This is a genomic window from Paenibacillus sp. FSL H3-0286, from assembly GCF_045040705.1.
In the GTDB taxonomy this organism is placed as follows: Bacteria; Bacillota; Bacilli; order Paenibacillales; family Paenibacillaceae; genus Paenibacillus_AQ; species Paenibacillus_AQ odorifer.
Window position 1 is genome coordinate 4,180,570 of sequence record NZ_CP150285.1, and the last position, 24,906, is coordinate 4,205,475.

General features: G+C 44.4%; 22 protein-coding genes. 3 read left to right on the forward strand and 19 right to left on the reverse strand.

Annotated features, from left to right (window positions below; all coding sequences use genetic code 11):
- Nucleotides 1-27: 27 nt before the first annotated feature.
- From MHB37_RS18770 to MHB37_RS18785, 4 genes are read right to left on the reverse strand one after another with little or no spacing between them, the layout of a single operon-like run.
- Entirely contained in the window at nucleotides 28-861 is an 834-nt protein-coding gene (locus MHB37_RS18770; RefSeq protein ID WP_076305392.1) for a helix-turn-helix domain-containing protein, read from the reverse strand.
- Nucleotides 862-900: 39 nt separating this feature from the next.
- Complete coding sequence (locus MHB37_RS18775) at nucleotides 901-1,878, reverse strand: formylglycine-generating enzyme family protein (RefSeq protein ID WP_405168358.1); 978 nt, start codon at nucleotides 1,876-1,878, stop codon at nucleotides 901-903.
- A gap of 35 nt (nucleotides 1,879-1,913) precedes the next feature.
- Nucleotides 1,914-2,447, reverse strand: a complete 534-nt coding sequence (locus tag MHB37_RS18780) for a chromate transporter (RefSeq protein WP_405168359.1) — start codon at nucleotides 2,445-2,447, stop codon at nucleotides 1,914-1,916.
- A gap of 11 nt (nucleotides 2,448-2,458) precedes the next feature.
- Nucleotides 2,459-3,121: a chromate transporter gene (locus MHB37_RS18785; RefSeq protein WP_305953712.1), complete on the reverse strand. Its 663-nt coding sequence runs from the start codon at nucleotides 3,119-3,121 to the stop codon at nucleotides 2,459-2,461.
- A gap of 186 nt (nucleotides 3,122-3,307) precedes the next feature.
- Between MHB37_RS18785 and MHB37_RS18790 the strand changes: the two genes are divergently transcribed.
- Nucleotides 3,308-4,507: an ROK family protein gene (locus MHB37_RS18790; protein ID WP_076194894.1), complete on the forward strand. Its 1,200-nt coding sequence runs from the start codon at nucleotides 3,308-3,310 to the stop codon at nucleotides 4,505-4,507.
- 64 nt (nucleotides 4,508-4,571) lie between these two features.
- Here MHB37_RS18790 and MHB37_RS18795 read toward each other — a convergent pair whose 3' ends face one another.
- From MHB37_RS18795 to tyrS, 3 genes are all read right to left on the reverse strand, one after another.
- Entirely contained in the window at nucleotides 4,572-5,816 is a 1,245-nt protein-coding gene (locus MHB37_RS18795) for an anaerobic sulfatase maturase (RefSeq protein ID WP_076194891.1), read from the reverse strand.
- Between the two features lie 219 nt (nucleotides 5,817-6,035).
- A complete protein-coding gene (locus MHB37_RS18800) occupies nucleotides 6,036-6,323 on the reverse strand; it encodes a hypothetical protein (RefSeq protein ID WP_036688213.1) in 288 nt (95 codons plus the stop codon).
- Between the two features lie 205 nt (nucleotides 6,324-6,528).
- Complete coding sequence (tyrS, locus tag MHB37_RS18805) at nucleotides 6,529-7,788, reverse strand: tyrosine--tRNA ligase (RefSeq protein ID WP_076129736.1); 1,260 nt, start codon at nucleotides 7,786-7,788, stop codon at nucleotides 6,529-6,531.
- A 569-nt stretch (nucleotides 7,789-8,357) separates the two neighbouring features.
- Between tyrS and MHB37_RS18810 the strand changes: the two genes are divergently transcribed.
- On the forward strand, nucleotides 8,358-8,804 hold the full coding sequence (locus MHB37_RS18810) for an Lrp/AsnC family transcriptional regulator (RefSeq protein ID WP_038571749.1): 447 nt from the start codon (nucleotides 8,358-8,360) through the stop codon (nucleotides 8,802-8,804).
- 76 nt (nucleotides 8,805-8,880) lie between these two features.
- Here MHB37_RS18810 and MHB37_RS18815 read toward each other — a convergent pair whose 3' ends face one another.
- The 6 genes from MHB37_RS18815 to MHB37_RS18840 form a co-directional block, all read right to left on the reverse strand.
- On the reverse strand, nucleotides 8,881-10,431 hold the full coding sequence (locus tag MHB37_RS18815; protein ID WP_256717255.1) for an acetamidase/formamidase family protein: 1,551 nt from the start codon (nucleotides 10,429-10,431) through the stop codon (nucleotides 8,881-8,883).
- Between the two features lie 240 nt (nucleotides 10,432-10,671).
- The gene (locus MHB37_RS18820) at nucleotides 10,672-11,484 is read right to left on the reverse strand and encodes a DNA alkylation repair protein (RefSeq protein WP_076182381.1); all 813 of its coding nucleotides are present in this window, start codon (nucleotides 11,482-11,484) and stop codon (nucleotides 10,672-10,674) included.
- 108 nt (nucleotides 11,485-11,592) lie between these two features.
- Nucleotides 11,593-12,276 carry a Crp/Fnr family transcriptional regulator gene (locus tag MHB37_RS18825; RefSeq protein ID WP_076129738.1) on the reverse strand — a complete coding sequence of 228 codons (684 nt, stop codon included), beginning with the start codon at nucleotides 12,274-12,276 and terminating at the stop codon, nucleotides 11,593-11,595.
- Nucleotides 12,277-12,358: 82 nt separating this feature from the next.
- Complete coding sequence (locus tag MHB37_RS18830) at nucleotides 12,359-13,414, reverse strand: LLM class flavin-dependent oxidoreductase (protein ID WP_405168360.1); 1,056 nt, start codon at nucleotides 13,412-13,414, stop codon at nucleotides 12,359-12,361.
- Nucleotides 13,415-14,243: 829 nt separating this feature from the next.
- Nucleotides 14,244-15,362 (reverse strand): acyltransferase family protein, encoded by a 1,119-nt coding sequence (locus MHB37_RS18835; RefSeq protein ID WP_405168361.1) that lies wholly within the window; start codon nucleotides 15,360-15,362, stop codon nucleotides 14,244-14,246.
- Between the two features lie 27 nt (nucleotides 15,363-15,389).
- Nucleotides 15,390-16,334 carry an NAD-dependent epimerase/dehydratase family protein gene (locus MHB37_RS18840; protein WP_076194884.1) on the reverse strand — a complete coding sequence of 315 codons (945 nt, stop codon included), beginning with the start codon at nucleotides 16,332-16,334 and terminating at the stop codon, nucleotides 15,390-15,392.
- A gap of 101 nt (nucleotides 16,335-16,435) precedes the next feature.
- Between MHB37_RS18840 and MHB37_RS18845 the strand changes: the two genes are divergently transcribed.
- Entirely contained in the window at nucleotides 16,436-18,082 is a 1,647-nt protein-coding gene (locus MHB37_RS18845; protein WP_076182389.1) for a glycosyl hydrolase family 28-related protein, read from the forward strand.
- 6 nt (nucleotides 18,083-18,088) lie between these two features.
- Here the strand turns inward: MHB37_RS18845 and MHB37_RS18850 are convergent, their stop codons facing one another.
- From MHB37_RS18850 to MHB37_RS18875, 6 genes are read right to left on the reverse strand one after another with little or no spacing between them, the layout of a single operon-like run.
- Nucleotides 18,089-19,255: a DegT/DnrJ/EryC1/StrS aminotransferase family protein gene (locus MHB37_RS18850; protein WP_076194882.1), complete on the reverse strand. Its 1,167-nt coding sequence runs from the start codon at nucleotides 19,253-19,255 to the stop codon at nucleotides 18,089-18,091.
- Nucleotides 19,252-20,385, reverse strand: a complete 1,134-nt coding sequence (locus MHB37_RS18855) for a GNAT family N-acetyltransferase (protein ID WP_076194880.1) — start codon at nucleotides 20,383-20,385, stop codon at nucleotides 19,252-19,254. The genes MHB37_RS18850 and MHB37_RS18855 overlap by 4 nt, the downstream gene beginning before the upstream one ends.
- Nucleotides 20,378-21,175: a GNAT family N-acetyltransferase gene (locus tag MHB37_RS18860; RefSeq protein ID WP_405168362.1), complete on the reverse strand. Its 798-nt coding sequence runs from the start codon at nucleotides 21,173-21,175 to the stop codon at nucleotides 20,378-20,380. Before MHB37_RS18860 ends, MHB37_RS18855 begins: the two co-directional genes overlap by 8 nt.
- Nucleotides 21,172-21,798: a sugar transferase gene (locus tag MHB37_RS18865; RefSeq protein ID WP_076194878.1), complete on the reverse strand. Its 627-nt coding sequence runs from the start codon at nucleotides 21,796-21,798 to the stop codon at nucleotides 21,172-21,174. Before MHB37_RS18865 ends, MHB37_RS18860 begins: the two co-directional genes overlap by 4 nt.
- A 24-nt stretch (nucleotides 21,799-21,822) precedes the next feature.
- Complete coding sequence (locus tag MHB37_RS18870; RefSeq protein WP_254857001.1) at nucleotides 21,823-22,941, reverse strand: LCP family protein; 1,119 nt, start codon at nucleotides 22,939-22,941, stop codon at nucleotides 21,823-21,825.
- A gap of 3 nt (nucleotides 22,942-22,944) precedes the next feature.
- On the reverse strand, nucleotides 22,945-24,855 hold the full coding sequence (locus tag MHB37_RS18875) for a nucleoside-diphosphate sugar epimerase/dehydratase (protein ID WP_076194875.1): 1,911 nt from the start codon (nucleotides 24,853-24,855) through the stop codon (nucleotides 22,945-22,947).
- Nucleotides 24,856-24,906 lie beyond the last annotated feature (51 nt).

Below are 24,906 nucleotides of genomic sequence, written 5' to 3' on the forward strand. Positions count from 1 at the left end.
AAGAGTAAATGAATATGGAAAACTCCGCTATGGAGCAGCGATGTTTGTTTTTGTAAATTCGATACTTTTCCGGTACTCTGCCGGCCCCTTGCCGTATTCACCACGAAATACCTTGCTGAAGTGTGAAGCATCATAATAACCACATCTCTGGGAGATATGCTCGATTGTATAATCCGTATATTCCAGCATTTGTTTTGCTTGCTGCAGCCGCAATTTTCGCAGCATTTGCATGGGTGTCAGTTTATATATTTTCTGAAATGCCCGGCTAAAATAAACAGGATTCATATGATAGAGCTTGGAAAGCTCCTCTCTACTAATCTCCTGATCAAGCCTCTCCTCCATATATTGCAACGCTTCGTTAAAACGGTCCGTGATAAAGGGATCTCGTGAAGAGCGGCGCCCGCCAAGCTTGGTACTCTCCATAATTTCATAAAGAAGAAAAAATGCCAATGAACCGACCTGAACATTCCTGAAATCATCTTCCTCCTGCAACCACAGGCTCCGCAATTCGTCAAATCTCCGCTCATATTCGCTTCGATCCCGGACCCGAATCACCTTGCCTAAAGGGAATAACTTAAAGAAGTCATCTCCGTCTTTAACTTTAGCGTTAATATTAAACAGATAATGTATCCCATCCGTTTTGGAGATCACATTAAAAGGCTCGTTAGGACGGTGGATCATCACGTCTCCGGCAGAAGCAACATATTCTCCTTCGGAGGATGTCGTCAATACCTCACCTTTTTGGATATAAGAGACGGTATAACAAGACTGGACGTAATCGAACAGGATCCGCTTCTGATATTGAATCTTTAGGACGTCCAGCACGCTGATGTCAAACTGACTATGGATGATAGAGGACAAGGAAGTTCCTCCTTCTTATGTAGTAGTCGTAAAAGTGCTCTAACCTGTATAATCAGCCGCACATCGAAAGCCAATATTTCCGGCAGAGCTGTCTGGAGTATTTTTGCTTCTAGCCGCCACCCGATAACGGTTGCAGTAAGATTTATGGCACAAATATGATCCTCCACGCATCGATCTTGCGACACCACTTACTGGACCTTTCGGATTCACGGCTTCGGAAGATAAATGATAGTCCTTAGTAAACCAATCCGCGCACCATTCCCACACGTTTCCTGACATATTATAAAGACCATAGCCGTTAGGCAGATAGGACCTTACAGGTGCGGTACCTGCAAAACCATCGCTGGCATGATTTTTATCGGGAAACTTTCCCTGCCATATATTACAGCGATGTTCTCCGCCTGGTTTTAATTCGTCCCCCCAAGGATACCGTTTCTGAACCAGTCCTCCTCGTGCGGCATACTCCCACTCCGCTTCCGTAGGCAGACGTTTACCAGCCCAACGACAATATGCATCCGCATCATGCCATGATAGGTGAATAGCCGGATGATCAAGTCGTTCATCTACATGGGAATCCGGACCTTCAGGATGACACCAATCCGCTCCCTCCACCACACACCACCAGGGGGTTTGAGTGGCTACTTGGGTCACCTTTTTCCCAGTCTCCATGGAAACAAAAGAATGAAACACGTAAGACCATCCAAATCGTTCCGCATCTGTAACATAGTTTGTTTCCTTGATAAAAGCAGCAAACTGCTTGTTCGTAACCGCCGTTGCATCCATCAAAAAGGAAGATAAGGTAACCTTCCTAGTCGGCCCTTCTCCATCTGCGAGGAACCCTTCCTTATCATCCGTCCCCATAAGAAAAGTGCCTCCAGGGATAAGGATCATGTCCGAGAAATCTTTCACCCCTGTTACTCCTTGAACCGTTGTGTTCTCCTTACAAACATCAATAGATTCTTGTTTCGCGACTTGATTTCGACTAGCTGAACAACAAGCCCGTATATTCTCTGACATGATTTACCTCCAATCTGGGATCGTCCCGGCTCTGTCTAAAAAAAAGCTACCCCAAGAATGCCAGAAGCAACGATAATGGTGAGCGGATGCAGCTTATATTTCATTAAACCATAAAGTGCAGCGAATACAATGATCAACATGCCAAGGGTCTGCCAAGTAATAAAAGCATGTTCCACGCTATTTAAGCCAAAACGAATCGCAGCATAGGCAATCAAGCCTGTAATCACTGGCCGCAAACCATAAAATAACGTTTTAATCCATTGACTGTCCCTCACCCGATAAAAGAAGACGGAAATAACGATGATGATTAAAAATGAGGGCAGAACCATGCCTAATGTTGACACAATCGCTCCTTCGATTCCGACTATACGATATCCGATCAAGGTTGCACTGTTCGTTGCAACAGGCCCGGGTGACATCCCTGCGATGGAAACTACCTCTTGGAATTCCCCTTCGGATAACCACCCCCCAGCCATAGCTTCATGCTGAATCATCGGAATGATGGCGTACCCTCCTCCAAAAGAAAGAAGGCCAATTTTTATAAAAGTGAAAAACAAACTCCAAATCACATCGCTTCCCCCTAGATGTAATACTCCGGATAATTCGATTCTTCATCAGAAGCTTTCAAGGACTCCTTCTCCGTTCGAACTTGGAGCCCTAAGAGCTGTTTAATTTGCAGATATACAAACCCAATACATAAACCAATTGCAATCACGTAAATGGGATTAATTCCGAAAACCAGTAAAACAACCGGTATAACTAACGCCGTAACAGCGGTAGTCTTGTCAATTATAGCGTTCTTGGCCATTCGATATGCAGCTACTAGGATCAAGGCAATAACAGCACCATTTATCCCTTTCATAGCGGCAATGACTTTTGGCTGGTCTGCCAGTTGGGAGTATACGGCGCTAAGCAAACAAACAATGATAAAGGTCGGAATCGTTATCCCTGCGATTGCAGCAATCGCACCCTTCACACCAACAAGACGATAACCAATGAATGCTGCTGCATTTACACCTACACCCCCAGGTGCAGCACCAGCTAAAGATAGAATTTCATCCATCTCCTCTTCACCCAGCCATTTTCGTTTAGCGGAAATTTCCCGTTCGATCATAGGGATCATCGCATAACCTCCCCCGAAGGTTACAGGACCAATTCGAACAAATACCCAAAATAACTGAAACAATAGACTTATCCTCAGGTCTGTATTCGGTATCATATTTGTTTTCATAGTTGTTCTCATGGAATCCACCCTTATATAATCTGTCGTAATTTCATTATATCACTTTTTCCCAAAATGGAATTAAGTTTTTTGAACGGTAAAATACAACCAAGGGTTTATGAGTTATACTATATTCATGTTAATAAATACAAACTATATAAAAAACGATCTTACAAGTTCATCCTATATATAGCTTGGAGGTATATCGTGGAAAAGCGCTCGACACATATTCCGTCACCAAAAAAACTCCTATACGACCGAATCGCCGAACAAGGCACTGTTTCCAAGTTGGATCTTTTACAGACATTTTCGCTTACCAAAAGCACAATGACCCGGATATTAGATGAGATGACGGAAGAAGGCTTGCTGATAGAAAGCGGATTTGGAGAATCTAGCGGAGGCAGAAGACCTATTTTATACCAGATCAATCCTTCCTACGGTTATATAATCGGTTTAGAGATTTCCAGGGTGTATTCTTCCCTTGGTTTATTTGATATGCAAATGAACCCAAAATCAATAGTTCACTGGCGAATGGATCAGGCATTCACACCTGAAAGATTTATAGATCATATCAGTATTCAAATACGCGCTTTCCTTAGGGACCATCAGTTAGTGGACAGTCAAATCATCGGGATAGGAATAGGGGCTGTGGGGCCACTTGATCGGGAACAAGGCTTGATCCTAAAACCGCTGCACTTCCCTTCTTCAGGCTGGAACAATCTGCCGATTTGCAAACTGGTAGAGGAACGGACGGGGTTCAAGGCATGGTTGGACAACGGTGCCAATTCTGCACTGCTTGGGGAACGATGGTCTATCCGTCACGCAAACATTCAGCATATGCTTTATGTACATGCTGGAGCAGGACTCCGCTATGCGATGATGTCGCATGGAAGTATTGTTCATGGCACAATGGATATGGAAGATGCAATTGGTCAAATGATCATCCAGACAGATGGACCCCGATTAAATCATGACGGGAACTACGGGGCTCTGGAAGCATTCGTATCTGTGCAGGCACTAGAACAAAGTGCGCGCTCAGAGGCGAAAATGGACAACGATCTGATCCTCCAAAGATATAAAGTGGCGCCTGAGAAGCTGACTTATGATGTATTGGTACAAGCCTTTAGAGACGGTAATCCACACGCGCGTGAATTATTTACCCAAGCTGCCAGCCACTTCGGGATCGGACTCGCCAACGTTATCAACCTGTTTCATCCAGAGACCATCATTCTAGGCGGTGCGCTCATTCACTCTCACGAGTTGTTTTTCCAAACAGCGGTGGAGGTGGCACAGAGAAACACTTACCGTTATCCTGAATACCAACCTCACTTCTCCCTAGGTATATTAAAAGAAGAAGCTGTGGTGACGGGTGCGGCAATAATGGCGAGAAATCATATGGTTCTATAACATAACAAAAAGGTTGTTCCCAATCCTTTGCATGACTGTTGGGACAACCTTCTGTAGTCAAAGCTTATAATGCCTGACAGCAATTTTTGAATTTCTTCCCGCTTCCGCAGAAACATGGATCATTTCGACCTGGAAGTGATTTTGCACTTTTCCTGTACTCCAGCATCCGCTCCGATCTAAGTCGGTTCGCCAGTAATAACATGCGTTCATAGGCGTATGAGTAGAACATTTTGTAGCTGTGGCAGAAATAATCAACCTCAGTCCGATCATTAACATCAAGCCAATTCCGGTTGCGCGGACATCCCCCATTGCAAAAGCTAAGGTACTCACACTTATAGCATGATTCATTCATATTGGGCTTCATTAACAAAAAATCATCATATACTGGGCTGCTTAGCAGTGCTTCCAAGTCAGTTTGGCCGATATTTCCTAGCCTATTCTCTTCATCAATAAAGAAATCGCAAGGGTAGGCATCCCCGTTCGTTTCAAGCACCATCATCTTCGGGCAACATGAGTTGTGAACGCATAATTCTGCCTCACGATGCATGAATACAAGAAGCATATTCTCAAAAATACGAATAGGAAGCTCTGGGTACCCACCGTTGTACCAAAGGTCAAATGTACGGCATAAAAAGACTCCGTATTGTTCAGGTGTAATTCGGAAACGTCCCGCTACATCACTTTTCTGAGAAACAAAATCCATGCAGGGGATAAACTGAATATTAGGAAATTCGTGTTCTAGATATAATGCCATCAACTCATCTGGTTTCGTCACGTTATCTTCATGAATCACCGTCAGAATACTATACTCCACACCCTCATTCTGTAAATGACGAATCCCACGCATAACTAGATCATAACTGCCTTTTCCCGAACCCGTTACACGATGAGCATCATGAATAGGCTCTGGGCCATCCAGACTAATCCCGACCAAAAAGTTATACCGTTTAAAAAATTTCGCCCATTTCTCATGGATAAGCGTTCCATTGGTCTGCAGTGCATTACTGATCATCGTATGAGGCGGAGCGTACTTAGCTTGAAATGAAATCACTTGTTCAAAATACGGAAGTCCGGCCAATAATGGCTCCCCACCCTGCCAAGAGAAAGTCGCTATCCCTGATGATCTTTTCATGTACTGAGCGATAAACCGCTCCAGAAGCTCCGTATCCATCACCCGGATCGGTTGCTGAGGATGTCCCCCGGCAGTACTGTAATAGCAATAATCACAGGCTAGATTACAATCCTCTGAGACGGTTTTCCACATGACATGAAGGGTCTCCTGCTTAGAGGTTTGTATACATGCAGTCATACGATTCTGCCCCTCCTATGTAATACTATCTTTGTAGAACCTAATTCCTATTTGTTCAATTAAATCATAGATCTGCAAGTCAACAATGAGTAAAACATCATAGCTGGTCAAATAACTGGGCACAAAAAAACTGCACTCCCCATTGTCCGTTGGGACAAAGCAATAAGGGTGTACAGTTTCTTTGTGGATGAGTCTAACGGTAGTTAGAGACTAGTCTTATTAATTACGGACGTATTCTCTATTTGCTGTTTCCAACATGGATTTCCAATCCGCAAACTTCGTCTCCCTAACAACATGACGATCAAACAGTTCATCAGGTATGTCAGCAACATCTTCTTCTGTCTTTACTTGAAAGTTCCCTTTGGTTACAAACTCATCGAAACTTTTGTAATTGGAATACTTACTCATAAACGCTTCATTAAACAATTTCTCGAAAGAGATGTGATTGGGATCTTCTTGATACGTTTTCTGTCCTTGTAACTCATTCATTAATTCTTCCATGGTCATTGGTTTTTGTCTTCTCAAATTACCACTCCTAATTTTCTGTTATAGTTGTAGAATATCATGTTAATCCATAAATCACACGAATCCTAAGCTTACCATAATTTTGACGATTTCACCTTTCAAATTTCACTTAATATGCAAATAGTCGGCCTCTATACTTAAAATACAACAAAAAACCTTCCTTATTCATAAGGAAGGCTTCTTATTATTAGGACAATTTCACCAGGCTGTAGTTTTTCTTACCCTTACGGATAATGATAAAACGTCCGCCGATGGCTTCGCTGGCTGTAACTTCAAATGCTACATCGCTAACTTTTTCACCGTTCATGGAAATTGCGCCTTTGGTGATGTCTTCACGCGCTTGACGTTTGGATGGCTCAATTCCTAGATCTACCAGCCACTCCACAATATTTTTGGACTCCAATGTCGTTTCGTAGGTCGGCATTTCCTTGAAGCCTTGCTCGATCTCGTCAGCGGTCAGAGATTTAATATCTCCACTGAACAGAGCGGCAGTAATACGTTTAGCCTGCTCCAGCAATTCCTCACCATGCACGAATCTGGTCATTTCTTCAGCCAGTGTTATTTGCGCTTCACGTTTATGCGGTTCGGTCTGCACCTTTTCTGCAAGTGCATCAATTTGTTCTTTAGAGAGGAATGTAAAGTACTTCAGGTATTTCACAACATCACGGTCATCTGTATTCGCCCAGAACTGGTAGAATTCAAAAGCTGTCGTTTTGTTCGGATCCAGCCAAATGGCTCCGCCAGCTGTTTTACCGAATTTTGTACCATCGGCTTTCAGCATAAGCGGGATGGTAAGTCCGAATGCTACCGCCTCAGAACCTTCTTTTTTACGAATCAGATCTAAGCCACTTGTGATGTTCCCCCATTGGTCAGAACCACCGATTTGCAGCTGCACATCTTCATGCTGGAACAGGTGCAGGTAGTCCAGGGATTGCAGGATTTGGTAGGAGAATTCCGTAAAGGAAATTCCGCTGTCCAATCTGCTCGCTACAACATCCTTGGCAAGCATCGAATTGATGCTGAAGTTTTTACCATAGTCACGCAAAAATTCGATAACATTGATTTTATGCGTCCAATCGTAGTTGTTCACCATGCGGATTTGATTGTCGCCATCAGTCACGAACAGTTTTTTCATCTGTGCTGTAAGTGCGTCAACGTTGGCTTGGATTTGCTCCAGCGTTTGCAAAGAGCGTTCGGATTGACGTCCACTTGGATCACCAATCGTTCCCGTAGCCCCACCAATAAGAATCACCGGACGATGTCCTGCCAGTTGAAATCTTTTGAGCACCATGAATGGAATCAAGTGGCCAATATGCATACTGTCACCTGTTGGATCTACACCGCAGTACAGGGATACCGATTTTTGATTGGTCAGTTCTCTAAGCCCTTCGGCATCTGTTTGTTGATTGATGGCATCGCGCCATTCTAGTTCGTCGATAATATTCATTGCCTTACACCCCTCAAAATTAGTAGTTATCCTATAAATGAAACATCAGTCCGCCAAGCGGAAACGGTTCGCCCTCCTGATTAGGACGGGACCGTTTCAGCGAGAAATATAAGGAGTATTGATGAAGTGAACCCTATAAATCCTTATATTTAAAAACAAAAAAAATCGTCCCCTTGTCTATTGTAGACATAGGGACGATTGAATAACCGTGTTACCACCCAGATTGCACCCATGAAACGCTTATGCTCAAGCATACCATTGATACCACTCTTGACGAGATATCGTTCGCCATTCCGCTCGGTATTACCCGAGATACTCCAAAGTGTAATTCGCAAGCTTAGTGTGTACCGGGTTTCATCAACCCCCGGCTTTCTGAAACAGGGACTAAGTTACTACTGGGCTCCTTCAACGTATATCGTATATAAGATTACAGCCAGTATAGTGAAATAATTCTTTTATGTCAACTATCTCAGGAGAGAATGCCGTCACACACTTCTACTGTAAAGCGCTACTAGGCATTTCCACTTTTTTTCTGATACAATTACGAAAAAAGAGGTGAACGAATCCGCATGTTAGATCCTATCGATAACCATATTTTGATGCGGCTGGCCCAAAACAGCAGAATTTCCTATACTGATCTAGCTAAAGAAGTCAGTTTATCAAGTGTCGCGGTGAAAGATCGTATTGATCGGCTAGTCAATCAAGGGATTATTGAACAGTTCTCGATTGTCATCAGTGCTGAAAAGCTAGGAAAGAAAATCTCCGCCTACCTGGAACTTGAAGTAGAACCTGCTCATTTAAATCATATCGTCGATGTATTAAAGGAAAACGAACGCGTAGCTGTATTATACGAAATGACGGGACCATGTATTCTGCATATTCACATCTTGGTAGAGAATCTTGAAGAGATGGAACGGTTTATGCATGAATCAATCTACTGTCTGGATGGACTGGTACGTGTAGAAAACCAAATCTTATTAAAACGCCACAAAAATCAGGACGGATTGAATATATGAGAAAAGAACCGCCTATAAAGACGGTTCTTTTCTCATATGGATTTTTTTAGGATTATCGAATAATTGCTATTTCGTCTTATTCTGTCTTAGCCAGCTTAGCTTTATAAAAGTTCACGAAATATTCGCTGACCACGATCTTCCCGTTCACAACACTTATTGGGGCTACAAGCTTCACTGTCTCTCCGTTGTAAATCCCCGTTGTCGCTCCAACCTTCATCTCCAGAACATTGCCATTGTAGCTTAGCGTAACTGTCTTAGTGGCTGGCTGCCAGCCAACCTTTGCTCCAAAGTTCTCAAAGCTGCTCCGTAAAACCACGGGCTTGCGCTCGGAATCGCCGAATTGACCTTTATCAATTAGGGCGTGTACGCCCCAGTTTCCATCCACCACTTGTGTAATTCCAAAATCAGCTGACACAGACATCAGAGAGTACGCTTCATCTTCGCTCAATTCCATTCCAGCCATTAAAAAATCTTTTGTTTTATGAGCGGCATCCTTCATCGCTTTGTCGATGGACGAGTTTTTGAAGATATCCGTCTGAGCACTAGCCCCCAGCTCCTCCAAATAATTGGCGTAGCTGAATCCATGCACAACCCACTCGTTCTCATTTTCAAGTAATGGGAAGTTTAAACCTTTCAGCTTGTTGTTAAGCGATGCTTTTTTATGAAGAATGACTTGTATATCCCCAGTGACCGATGTCTCGATCGCAGTTCCGTTAATCTCCGAATCGCCTTGACCGGCATGCGGGTCACCGATCGACAGTAGTGCACCAGCTACGGATACAGGATAATACATTGTTGCACCTTCGGTAATCCGCCAATCATCTACGTTACCGCCGTTGTAAGAAGGTGGAACGGAGTCAACAACATCCGCTTCTTTCGGCGCCACACCCATTGTACCAAAGTGGAGACGAACCGGAATTTTCACACCTTTTAGCACATCGAAGTTTTTATCAATCGTATTATGGTCAACGATAACACCCGGGTAGTCAATTGTCGGGTGCACTTGACCATCTGGATCGGTTTGCACAGACCATTTGTAGTTATATACAGCTGTTGCATAATCTGTTCCACCCTCCGTATCCATCTCGTAGATAGTTACTACCTCACGCTTTTTCGGCTCCTCTACCATATCTCCGTATAGATAGCCCCAGTTCGCTGCGGCATTCACGCCATATGTTTTGCCAGCGTATTGGTCATTCCCATTTGGTCTCAGCTTCATGTCCAGAATCTTAACTTCCAGCACATCTCCTGGTTCAGCACCTTCAACAGCGATAGGACCTGTCATAATGTGTACGCCTGGCCCGCGGAGCGCTTCGTTCTTCTCCCCTTCAATCCAGTGGAAAATATCCTCTACTCCCGCATCTCCTTTAATCATCCGCTCGTAATCATCCCCTGAGTGATGTGTAATGGCCTCAACCGTTACGATATCTCCCGAATGCACAGTTAGAGCTGGATCTCCCTTACCTATATTCCCCCATCGAACAGTCTCCGAATTCGCCTTCAGAACATGGGTTTTTGGTTTATACGCATCGTTCGTCGTGTTAGCATACATAACACAAGATAACGAATTCACCCCTAAAAATAGGGATAACGTGACACCTACATTACGAATTATTTGTTTTTTCATACGAAAATCCTCCATTCCTTTAATGAGTGTTAGTTTTTATAACATTTGGTGTTTCTGAGTATAACAGATGACCTGAGGATTAACAATATAAATATTTTCATGAATTTTGGTTTAAATAATAAACACGAAGGAGTCTTTCTCTTGAATTATCCAAGTTAACTCCACAACAAAAAAACGCCAACACTTATTAGCCCATAGTGTTTGACGTTTGATTATCCAGTCTAAAGTGATGCACTTATTTTATTTTTGATCAGTAATACTTCTTGTAGCCCGGATTACAATCCGCTTTGTTTCCTTGGTACCTGATAGGTTCAACCATTCATCACAAATTTGCTGTACCCATGCCGGATGGCTTTTGCTAGCATCATTTAACCAATTGCTTACAGAATCCTGAACGTATTTTGCCGGATCAGAGTTAAGCGGTTCTAATAGCGGAAGGGCAATCGCTGGATTTTCTTTGAGTGCTGTAATATGCTTTGCCCATACCCCATGTGGGCGCGTCAATTCGATCGCAAATCTCCTAATATTCGCATCCTGATCATGAACCCAATCCTTTAACAATTCAATGGACGCTTCCAGCTCGGCAATGACTGATTCCCTCAAAGCCATCCATGAAATCTCACGCACCCCAAAATGCCCATCCGCTGCAAAAGGACGGATTGCTGTTAGTTTTTGAACTAGACTCCATTGATGATTCTGGCCCACGATATAAGCAGCCCAGCAGCGAACACTATCGGATTTATGATGAGCTAACACTGCAAATAGCCGGGAACGTTCCAGCTCTGATTTACAGTCAAATAGAAGCTGCCACTCACGTGAAATCACCGGGATGAGCTTCATGATTTTCTTTTCCAATAACGCATTCAGCCTTTGTAAAATTGGTTTAGCTTCCTGTTCAAAACCTAGCTCATTCAGTACATTTTCTAACAAGACAAGATGATCCACAGCAAGCCATTCCGTTAAATTCACGCTCTGTAAATATCCTTTATTCAGCAGTTCTACAATCTCAACGGGAATTTCAGTAACCTTTCGAGCGCCCTTCCTGTGTTCCATGGAAATCGTCCCTTCACTATGATTTGAAAGCTTAAATCACCTTCATGTCATAGCTAGGATACCGTTGTTTCTAAAAATGAAGCTGTAATCTCGTTTACAACTCGATAGCTATGTTATATTTCTTTCCAAAATCTTGTCTCGCTGGATATAGATAGTTCTGAACCCTGTCTGAATAACCTCCGCTTTCACCAATTCTTGTAATGCCACTGTTACAGCTTCTCTGCTGGCTCCAATTAAATTAGCGATTTCTTGATGCGATAGAGGAACATTAATTTTGTAACAATTATCCTTATGCTCAACCCCATGCTGATCCGCTAGCTTTAAAAGAACGCACAATATTTTATCATGCAGATTTCCGATGGCTAGATTCTGAGTTAACTGACTCATACTTTTTATGCGGTCGCTCAATACTTGCAATAATGACATCATAAACCTAGGCCGGTGAGAGATGAATTCTTCAAACCTTGCAGGATCAATTGTGCAGATATGGCTTTCCTCAATCGTTTCAATATAATGTTCCTTCGTTCCAAAAGAAATCATACCCATTTCACCAAAAACATTACCCTCACTGAGGATATCCGATGTAAATTGCTTACCGTTTGCGTTTAATTGGTATAAGCGAACCTTTCCTTTTTTCACAAAAAACAGTCCTTCAGAAAAGGTTGACGGTGTTTGGATATATGTATTTTTGGGGACTACTGTTATTCGCGTTAATTCTTCCATTTCAATTAGATCTTCCAGTCCTAACGATTGAAGCAAATTGAATTGAGATAAATAATGATTTTTTTCCATTGCCCCTCCTGTATAAAACGCTATTCATTTCTTCAGTATACCTTACAAAAAAAGCCACGTCCTAAGGACGCAGCTTACTAAATTACCGGTTACTTGCTTCCCAGCGCGCTACTTCTTCCCGCACACGTGGGGCCACTTCGGTGCCCAGCAGTCTAATCGCCTGCATAACATCCTCATGAGGCATAGTACCGTGCGGCACATGTAAAAAGAATCGCGTAATTCCCACATGCTTGCGCAGATGAATGATTTTATTAGCGACAGTTTCTGGATCACCTACGTAAAGGGCGCCCTCTAAGCTGCACGCTACATCATAATCTGCACGATGGTACGGAGGTGTTCCTTTTTCCTTCGCCCGCACATTGGTCCGGGCATGCGTTGAAGGAAAAAATTTCTCCAGCGCTAACTGATTAGTCTCCGCTATAAACCCGTGTGAATGCGAAGCGATTGGAAATTTTGAAATATCATGCCCGGCTTCAGCTGCTGCTTTTTTGTAAAGCTGTACATGTGAAGCATAATCCAGTGGTAGAACATTCCCTATAATCGCTAAAACAAAAGGCAAACCTAGTGATCCTGTGCGGATCGCAGACTCTGGACTTCCTGCACTCCCGATCCAAATCGGTAAAGGATCTTGAACCGGACGCGGGTAAATCCCCAAATTTTCTATAGCTGCTCGGTGTTTGCCTTTCCAGGTCACTTTTTCTGACTTTTGGATGGCTAATAACAATTCCAGCTTCTCATTAAACAGTTCTTCATAATCCTTCAGATCATATCCGAATAGAGGAAAAGACTCTGTAAACGAACCCCGGCCGATCATAATCTCCGCACGTCCGTTTGAAATTCCGTCCAGCGTTGCAAAGTCCTGAAAGACACGCACCGGATCGGCTGAAGACAGGATCATTACAGCACTACTCAACCGGATCTTAGTAGTCAACGAAGCAGCCGCAGCCAGTACAACCGCAGGTGAAGACGCCGCATAATCATGCCGATGATGCTCACCTACTCCGTATACATCTAATCCCACCTCTTCGGCAAGTACAATTTCCTCCACTACTTCACGTAGTCGTTCTGCATGACTTATTGTCTCACCCGTTTGGACATCAGGTGTGGTCTCGACAAATGTGCTTACTCCAAGTTCCACTATTCATTTCCTCCTAATATTCTGCACGATGCATTATTCTCTGGATGTAAAAAACCATAAAGGGACTACCTAATTATAGACTAACTAATTTAGGTCCCTTCGACTATAATCGAAGTTCATCTAATTAGATCCCCCTCACTATAGATCGGACTGAGGAGCCGTTAATTTAATAATTTCATTCATTTTGCTAAATTATCGGACTTAGATGCAGCTATTCGTGCAAAGTAGCTTCCATAATGTGTGTTTTTATGGAAATAAGCGCAATACAGTCCGAAACTATCGCAAAATGAACTAAAAAGTGAAAATAGCTGCAATACAGTCCGAACAAACAAAACCTCGTGTGAACTGACCATAATACAACAATTATACTGGGACTTTACCGCCAATGTGCAAGAGTGCAGCTAATGCGTGGTAACGACGAAGTTTGTTTAATTGTATTTACCACCAACGCACAGTGCAGCTAGGGCGTGGTAACGACGAAGTTTGTTTAATTGCATTTTGTGCAACTATATACGCTTTGAAGGTAGCCTTTGTGGATTTAGTTGCACTCTATACACTTAAATACGAGCAATTGCCTCAATATGGCGGGATTCTAGAATAATAGTTGTAAAATTTGCAATTAAACTGCCCTAAAGCTGCGAGCATAAGAGCTTAATTGTACTTTTTACAACTATTTTGCTTTTTTAATGAGAATTGAGAGGATACTGCTAGTGCGATGTAATCGCGATGTAATAGCAATGTAATTAGCGAAGTAATCGCAATTAATACAAAAACAAAAAAGACCACTAATCACCTTAATACAGACGATTAGCGGCCGGTCAAATCCAAGCTAGTTTGCATTCCCAATACTCGGAGTTATCGGCTTATCCAGCGATTTCGGTGGTTTGCTTGGGTTTATCCCAACGCCGATCCGACCGAATACAAACGCTCCGCCAGGAATTCGATTCGCTAAATTCATTATAAGTGCCGAGCCTACCACACAACCGACAAATTGCAGCAGAACACTAAATAGTCCAAGGTTTTGCAACCCAAATGAAGCTGGAAGCTTAACGAATATAGCCAATAGCAAAGGATGAAGCAAGTATATGCCAAAAGAATATCTGCTGCTCCATTCCAGTACACGTGGCACTTTCTTCATTTTCGATGCCACGGAGAAGAGCAGCAAAATCATGCTTAAGGCGAATAGAAGCATATCAATTCTTTTGGAGCTATGCGCCGTTATCCAGCCTTGACTATTCACGAACAGCACTAGCGCACCTGTCAGAACCGGGAGCGTGTATACGGCTATGCGGAACTTTTTTAATTTTTCCCGGAACCACAGCTCATTTCGTCCCAAGTAATAGGCTACTGTAAAGTAAAAAATCCAACCAGGTGCGAAAATCCAGTACATTTTATCCCAGAAATAATGGGCGGCAGCCGTATCTGCGGGCGTAGTAAAGTTGAAGAAACCCAAATAGATAACGTTAATAAGGAACGATACGATTAGAATATTGCGGGGGTTAAGCCGCTTCGCATACGTCTGAAACCAGAGGAATAAAGCATAAAACTGAAAGATAATCAGTATAAAATAACCATGGAAATCTCCAATCAGCAAATGACGCCAGAGGTAATACCAAAAAGCCTGCAGCAAAGGAATGCCATCACTACTCGACAGCTCCAATCCTTTTAGTCCTGCATACAAGGTCCCAAAAAAAAAGTAAGGCAATAAAATATACTTGATTCTTTTCTCCCAAAATCTCGCTGGAATTTCATTGGGATAGGCAAATGACAACACGAATTGGGAGATAAATACGAATACAGGTGTGCCAAACGTTAACAGTAAACCCACCGACTCTACCCAAGATGTATTTCCATCATCATAAACCCGATAAAGAGCATGCAGCAGGGCTATACTTAAGCAGGCTACACTACGAAGAACGAACATTTCCGAGTTCATTTTGCGTTCCATGCGGAGTGCCCCTTTCAATGGGTGTTTTTAATGATCTACTGCGCTTCCTACACTTAAGCGGTCAGTAATTGTTTTTTCCAGCCCGGTATGAAAGTTATGGTTAGGGAACCAAGACAATAATTCCTGAGCTTTTTGATTGTTTAAATAGCTATGGAGAATATCCCCCGGACGGGGCTCCGCATAGGTTGTCAGGAAATCACCACCCGTGATGTCGCTTATCATCCGAACCATCGTATTTATCGAGGTTGGTATTCCGCTGCTAATATTCATCGTCTCATTATTCACCCTGCCTTCGGTCTGAAGCGCGTCAACAAACGCTTGCGCCACATCCTCCACATAGACGAAATCTCTAGTCTGCTCACCGTCCCCATAGATAACAAGATTCTTCCCTTGCTTTATGCGATCCAGAAAAACGGAAACAACGCCAGCTTCCCCATGTGAACTTTGCCTAGGCCCATATACATTAGCGAGACGCAGTATCGTATATTTTAGCCCATGTAAGCTGGAAAACATCCGAATATATGACTCTGGTACACTTTTGGATACACCATAGCAGGACTCGGGATTTAAGGGATGCTGCTCATCAATGCTCAAATATTCCGGGTTCCCATAAACCGCTGCCGATGAGGCATAGACTAGCTTTTGAACCTGATGGATCTCGCACATGCGCAGTACATTCAGCGTGCCAACAATATTCACATTCGCATCAAATAACGGGTTCCGCTGTGATTCTCTGACGTCGATCTGTGCAGCCAGATGAATGACCGCATTTGGCTTTTCAAGGTTAAACACCTCATGCAAAGTCTCATCCCGAATATCGTACTTATACAGAACCGCAGCAGGATTCATATAAGTCAGACCGGAGGCTCCGGATACATTATCTACAATCACAGTTTTTATGCCCTTTTTTATTAGCCGATCAACCACATGGGATCCAATAAAGCCTAACCCCCCAGTTACCAATACCTTCAAAATAAAAAACTCCTTTCGCCCGCTAAGAGTGATCTTTGTACCGTGCATTCCCCGAAAAATTCACATAAAATACAAAATCAAAGGATAAAGGAGTGAAGTATATGGCTACTGCCCCTATTCCAGACAGCTCGGTGACTACGTCCATCCTTTCTGATGGTGCGGTCACATCTATTAAAATAGACCCTGAGACTAACGGTTATGTGAACGTCCGATCGTACGGCGCTGTAGGAAACGGTATCAAGGACGATACAGTAGCGATTCAAAATGCTATCAATGCGGGAAACGCCAAAAACAAAGTAGTAATCTTTCCTCCAGGTGTATATAAGGTATCTTCGGGACGCATGCGTAACCCCTCCATCCTCGACTGGTGGTGTCTTCGAATTCCGGCCAAAACGAATTTAAGCTTTGAAGCCGGCTCCAAACTTGTGCTTGCCCCGAACCCACCTTCAGACACTAGGGTTCTAGTAATCTTAAATGCCTCAAATATCACAATCGCGGGCACCCTTGAAATTGATGGAAGTGCATCGACTGTTAAAACAGCCGTCAACGATCAGCTTCACGGCTTGTTCATTTCTTCTTCGCAAAATATAACGATAGAGTCAGTGTACTCTCACGATTGCTATGGGGATAATATCTTCATTGGGGGGACAGAAGAAATCCCCTCCGTTAATGTGCACATCGGATATGCACGCTGTGAGACTGCTGGACGAAAGAACTTTGTGGTCCATTTTGTAGACCAGCTTCATGTCAACAGAGCGGTTCTGAATAATAGCCGCGGTGGCGCACCAGGTTTTACTGGCGCTAACTCTCTCGATCTTGAACCCGACGTCTTTAAAGGAACGCGCAGCTTTTATCAGCGATTCGACTCCTTGACTACCATTGGTTTCGGTAACGATCTATCAGCAGGGCTTACAGATGCTATCGCTAGACTCTGGACACTCGACATCGGTTCACTAGATATGCGTGTAAGCGGATCGGTAAGTCCAGCCTTACTGTCCTATGGACTGACGCTGAAAATCAATCACTTGGCTATCCGCTCCACCGATCATAAAGCTAGCTTCGGTCTACAGACGATCTATTCACAATTTATTGATATCGCTAGCGCCAAGTTCGATGGCATCGGGGGCCCTGCGATCTATGCAGCGTTTAATGCTGCCGGAGGTAAACCAAGATTGCATATCGGTTCGTTAGGAATGTACGGCTCGGGTTCCACCTTAGCAAGTGGTGTCCGAATCGACGGAGGAGATCTTTATGTGGGGACGATAGATGCACAGGATTTAACGGGCAATACCTTGCATTTATTCACAACGGAGTCTGACGCGATGGCTACTGTCGACAATATGATCGTCCGCAATAGCGGAACCAATCAGGTAGTGCTAGTCTCTTCTTACGGTGCAGCTAAACCGTCTCTGCGCCTCAATAATGTAGCGGTGTTTGATACCCGAGCAGTGAAGGTAAAGCGAATTCTAGAATTCGAAACACTAATCGGCATGCAAGGCACATCACTAGGAACCTTGTATAATCCATATTCGCTCCCTGAATGGTTCTCGACCTACGGTAACTTCAAACGGGCCATTCGCCTCACTGGCGGGGCAGTGTTGCCCGCGGTGTTCATAGTAGAGGGTTCGCCCGAGGGAGTCGTAACCGCCCCAGTTGGCAGTCTGGCCATGCGAACGGATGGCACGGCACAAGCCACTTTGTATGTGAAGGAAAGCGGATCAGCTGCCAGCGGATGGAAGGCTAAATAAGATGAATCAACGGTATTGGTTACATGTCTCTATCGCATAAACGACACGTTCCAAATCCTCATCCGATAAAGAGCTTCCAGAAGGCAGGCAGACACCTGTTGAAAATAATTTATCCGATACACTGTATTCCTCACTGTAAGGATAGTAGTAATTGCTCTCGAACAAGGGTTGTAAATGCAGCGGTTTCCATACAGGTCTAGCTTCGATATTGTGCTGTTCCAGACATGACAGGAGTTGTTGTGAAGAGAACCCCGCCACTTCTTCATCGATGGTCAGCGCACTCAACCAGTGCGTGCTGCGACAATTGCGCGCTTCCGGCATAAAATGAAGACCCGGTATGGAACCTAACCGTTCCCTATATCGCCGGCCAATAGATCTGCGACGCTCTACTCGCTCTTCAAGCAGTTCTAATTGACCGCGTCCTATGGCTGCCAACAGGTTGCTTAACCGATAGTTGTATCCCATTTCGGAATGTTGATAATGAGGGGCAGTGTCTCGGGCTTGCGTAGACCAGAAGCGCGCTTGATCTAAGGCTTCGGTATCGTCGGATACGAGCATGCCCCCACCTGACGTCGTAATAATCTTATTTCCGTTGAAAGAATAGATTCCGAATCGGCCCCAGGTTCCGCTGGCCTTGCCTTGATAGAAAGCACCTAGTGATTCGGCAGCATCTTCAATCAAGGTAATTCCATATCGGTCAGCTATTTCTACAATGGGCGCCATGTCTGCACTTTGTCCGTATAAATTGACGACAACAGCCGCTTTTGGCAGCAGCCCTTTGTCATTCAAAGCTTGGCAGGCCCGCTGAAAAGCTAGCGGACACATGTTCCAGGTCTCAGGCTCTGAATCGACAAATACGGGGGTGGCCCCCAAATATAAAATAGGATTGGCGCTAGCAACGAACGTGAGCGTTGAACAGATCACGTAATCTCCTTGTGTGACACCGGCTAGACGAAGTGCGAGATGAATCGCCGCCGTGCCAGAGCTTAACGCTAGTGCACCCTTTGATCCTGTGTAGGCGGCCATCTCCCGCTCGAACGCATCAACTTGCGGACCAATAGGAGCAATCCAACCAGAGTGTATCGCCTCCTCCATGTAGACCTGCTCACGTCCACTAATATGCGGCGGGGATAACAAGATTCGTGGCAGAATGCTCGTTTGACGAATGCTCATGCGAAGCTCCTTTCTCCATTTGGACCGATTTCTTCAGATGGAATACATATCATATCGAGATCTGGATGCCGATAGAGCGGAAAGTAATTTCCTGATATTCTGGTGTCACAAAAGGATATGATCCGCTCATACAACTCTGGGAAAAAAATTCGTTTACCTAAGTAATAGTCAAGGGGTTCCAGTTGTGTCGCGAATCTATGCTTGAATTGAAATAAGTCGTCATTCCCCTTATATCCCCCGCCAAGATGAAAACATTCAAAGCCATTTTCCATCCCCCACTTGGCTGCTGCGTGTATTAGCAATTTGGTAGGTGACCACTGCAGATAGGCGCGATCCCAACCACATAGGTGATAATGCATCCACGGTCGTTCATGTAACACGATGCTGGTCGCCACCGTTTTCTCCCCATCCATAGCTTCGAATAGCTCTACTCTCCCCTCAAGTAGATGACTAGTATCTTCTATAAATTTTTTGGGAAAATAATAAAAAGAATCCGCCTGTAAATCGTTTAGTGTTCCGTAATACAATTCACTGAAGGACTCAATACGATCCTTCAGATTCGAGTTTCGAATCGTAAAGGGTGCGGACTTTAATTTATGAATATTCCGTTTATGATTGCTGCCATAATGCCGGATGAGCTCTGACTCCGAACCCACAGTCAAATCAATATAAATTGTATTCCTATTCCATTCGGTGGTCAGACCACTTTGATATTCCGTAGCGTTGCCAATCAAGGGATGAAATCTTACAAACTCGGTCATGATCTTTTTCTCTCTACAGTAATCCGTGAACGTTTCACTGAATTGCCGGTACAGCTCACTTCGTTCGGCTCCCGGAGGGAGATTCGATATCGGTCCCCCGTATCCATAGGGTGTACTAATGTCGTACCAATCGCCTTCAAGCCCCAGTTGGATTACGGCAGGAAGATGGCTTATGGAGCGAAGTAAGTAAGGATAAACTATGAGCTGGTCTCCCTGCTTAAAAACAAACAGCTCTGCCTGCTGATGCTCTCCATCCTCAAACAGCCGAAAAAACGCTGAGGAGAAATAGATATCCTTCGTCTCTAACTGGTTCAAATAGGCATCCCATTCCTCTGAACTAGAGCTGCCTAACACGATGAAGTTACTCATACAACACCTCTTGATTCTCCAATATTTTGATCATACGTATACTTTCAGTGCTTAAGATTAGCCCGGGGTCTCGCTCACGCAAATAAGCATCTGAAGAAAGCAACAATAGCCTTTTCTCCCGGTCTAAATCCATTAATACGTCTGTCAAAAGATTGCAGCCACTCCACCCTCCACTTTGCAGTTGGATACGATAATACTGTTCACCTAACCGGCCCACAACTGAAGTCTCTTCCTTCGTTCTAATCTTAAGAGAAGAGAATCCATACTTTTGATGATGTGCCTCTGCCATCGGATAATCATCTATGATGTACGCCAATGCTTCTCTATCCCTATCAATCGATGGAGCCAAATCTCTTACATACCAGTAAGTCCGGCCTTCCTCTGCAAAACTAAGCCGCAAATACCAAGCATGAGCTTGCTCATTCCACGAAAATACATCAAGTGCCAGCTTCGAAATGCCATCCTTTTGGGCTAACGTCTCCCCGTACGCCATAAGCTTGCCGCCGATGCCATCTTTTCGATAAGCTGCGTCCACATTCAAGTTATTCAGAACCAGCATCTGCTCCATTCTTCGCCATTCAGCGAATCCAATAAGAAGCTCTTCAGAATAGGCACCAATCAGCAGTGTTGCTGAATGGCTTCCGCATTTACATGCTGCTTTCAAATATTCGGGATAACCGCCACAGGCGAATATGGTTTGATTGTAGACCGACTCTGGCAAGTTGCTCTGTAAGAGCCGGCATGCAAGGTGAATATCATCTTCCTGAAGCGGACTAAACCGCAAATTCATGCCGACCCCTCCTTTTGGTTCATTCTGTACTCATCGAGCGGCAGACTATGCTCACCCGGATTGGCCACAACGTCATCTTGGCGGATCACCTTCAGCACAGTTTTGCATAAGATCAACGCATCTAATCTAAAGCTCAGCTTCTCAACATAGGTAACGTCATAGGAGAGCCGCTGTTTCCACTCCGAAGTATTACGTCCAGATACCTGCGCCAATCCCGTTATTCCGGGTCTTACAGTAAATCGCAGCCGCTCCCGTTCAGAGTAATGCGGGCTGTAACGGATGAGCAAAGGTCTTGGTCCGATCAGACTCATTTCTCCCTTCACAACATTTACTAATTGCGGGAGCTCATCCAGACTCAGCTTTCGAATCAATCCGCCGAATTTGATATAACGCCGAGCATCCGATAACGGCTGGCCTTGCGCATCATACATTTCAGCCATGGTTCGGAACTTGTAGATGTAGAAGGGTCTTTCTCCCATTCCCGGCCGCTGCTGCTTGAACAAAATAGGACTTCCCAGCTTTATCCGAAGCAGCAACGCCACCACAGCCATGACCGGACTAAACACACCTAACATAATGATCGCTCCCACCAAATCGAAGCCCCGCTTCATATGGCGATACATGGTAGTCTTTCCCCCGCCTTTCTCTTATTCCGTAAAAAGACGTTCTGTAAGTGACTTTACCTCTTCCGGATTTGCACTCCAATAATACACTTTGGTTCGGACGAGCGGATCTAGAGCAGAGCTGTTATGGCCAGGAATCTGTTCGTAAGCAAAATCCGCGGAATCCATTCCCTTGAATAGCCAAGCTAAGCTCATCAAATCACTGTCACTAAAACTCGTATCAATAATGTCTTTCTTTTCACGCAGTAGCAGTCCAGCTAGATCAGGAATATGCTCCGGACTTAATAGCTTTTTGGCTACAGCCCGAACGATATTGAATTGCTCCCGTTGGCGGCTAAAGTCACCCTCCGGAGTCGAGTAGCGCTCCCTTGCTAAATAAAGCGTGTGGGCACCATCCAGATGCTGCTCACCTTTCTTGATGGTGATCTCCGGAGTGATGGTCACATCCTGATCAATTAGCATATCGATCCCGCCGATCGAATCGATGAAATCACGAACACCGGAGAAGTTCGTCTTGATGTAGTAATGAATAGGAATATTCATAAAATCACTAACGGCTTGAATCAGTGTCAGCGTACCCTGCTGATTCCCACCCTTTGTCTCACCAACGATATGTGCATGATTGATCTTGGTATAACCGACATTCTGCACATAAACCCGCGTGTCCCGCGGCACAGATACGATATTCACCTTCCGTTGATCCGGCATCACATGGGCAACCATGATCGTATCTGCCCGCGAGCTTTCTCCCCCCCAAGTGTCTGTTCCAATTAGCACTACATTAAAGGATGAGCTTTTCTTATCTGCTGGGGATATCGCCGCAGTTGGAGTCTGTGTAGACGTTGTAAGGGTAAGCTCATCCGTTTGAGCTTGGGGGGCTGGTGTGCTGAGCGATTGCACCATCGCTTCATTGTCCGTAACCACATTAGAGCTAGGGATCGTCAAGGGGTTAAGAATCGCCTTATTAAAACGATGCTCTGGATTCAATATCCCTCCAATCCAGATCCCCCCAACTACAACCACAACAAGAATAACAATCAGGCTGTATCGTCCCACCCGCCGCATGCGTGAATGTTTACCTGTAATTGCCTTGTCGCGCTTGCCCCATAATCTTGTCATCCATGAATGCTTAGTCGACTTCATAGGTCAGATTCCCGCATGAACTTCGGATTTAATGCGTTCAAGATCATGTGTGCCCACCTGCGGTTCTTCCTGAAAGCCCGAATAGCTTGGAATTAGCTGCTTTAGCAGTTTTTTGATCTGATGACTGCTTGGCATCAGTTCATACCGTTTGCACAAGTTCTCCAGAACCCCCAACACCAAATTCAGTTCAGATCTGGAGACACTTTGCGGGCGGCTAATCATAATACGGTAGTTGTTAGTGACCAATAACCCTTCTTCTTCAGTCAAAAGCTCCTCAAACAATTTTTCTCCAGGACGAATGCCAGTGACCACAATGGGAATATCTTTGTCAGGCTCGAGACCCGACAAGCGGATTAAATCCCTCGCTAGATCGTATATACGAACTGGCTTACCCATATCCAGCACAAACACTTCTCCCCCTTGTGCCAGCACACTTGCTTGAATAACCAACTGTACCGCTTCGGGTATCGTCATGAAGTAACGCACCATATCCATATGTGTAACCGTCACCGGGCCGCCGTTTTCGATTTGTCTTTTGAATAACGGAATGACACTGCCCCGACTGCCCAGCACATTACCAAAACGTACAGCGGCAAAAACCGTCTTACTTAAGGAATTCTGATCATTAATGATCATTTCCGCGGCTCGTTTCGTGGCCCCCATAACACTGGTAGGATTAACCGCCTTATCCGATGAGATGAGGATGAACCGTTTAGCGCCATATTTAGCACTCGCTTCCGCTACATTCCTTGTGCCGATCACATTATTTTTAACTGCCTCTACTGGATTCATCTCCATAAGAGGAACATGCTTGTGAGCAGCGGCATGATACACAATGGAGGGGCGGAACTTTTGAAAAACGTTATCGATCCGCGATACATCCTGAATGTCCGCTATAATGGGATGAATGATCTGATCGGGATATAACTGCCGCAACTCTTGTTCAATAAGATAAATGCTATTTTCTCCATGCCCCAAAAGCAGCATTTCCTTCGGACGATACGCAGCCAATTGCCGGCATAATTCCGAACCAATTGAACCGCCTGCACCCGTGATGAGAATACACTCGCTTCCCAAATTCTCACGAATCTCTTCCGTATTAATTTCTACGGGACTTCTCCCCAGCAAATCATTTACGGATACTTCACGGATCATGTTAATGGCCATTTTCCCGTCCAAAATATCGGTCATACTAGGCATTAACTTGATCTGAGCTTTGGTAGATTTGCAGATTTCGATGATCTCCAGTAATTCCTTTTGAGGAGCCGTAGGCAAAGCGATGATAATGAACGAAATATCCAGCTGCTCGACTGCCTGGGGAATGAAGTTACGGTTACCGACAATCGGCAACCCCATAAGCTCCAGCTTGCGCTTTGAGATATCATCATCTATGAAGGCAACTGGGTTCATGAATTTAAATCTTGAATGCTTGATATCTTTGGTAACGAGGATGCCTGCTTTCCCTGCCCCAACGATTAGCAGATTGCCTTCGGATGAACCCTTTGTTCCCAGTGTTTCGAATCTATCGTTGATGAGGCGGTTAACTAAACGTAAGCCGGCAATGCCGAGAAATACGTAACCCGCTGCAAAATAAATCGAAATCGGCAATCGATAGGAAGGGACGAATACATGCGCAGATACATTGACAGCGACCACTCCGCAGAGTGTTAAAGCACTCACTTTTAGCAGCTGCAATAACTCACCTATACCGGTGTATCGCCAAATATTGTTATACACCTTGAATCCAAATGAGAACGCTGCGTACACCATAATGTGAATGAGTATCGCCCACGGAAGCATCCACATGTACTGCTCAGGGATTTGAAAATCAAACCGAAGTAAAAACACAAGCCACACTGAAGCCGCTATAATTCCCGCATCCAACATGACTAAACGTACGATCCGCATTTTCATCACTTCTTTCTCCCTAATTAACTAATTATTCGTTTATTCGTTTGTTGTCGT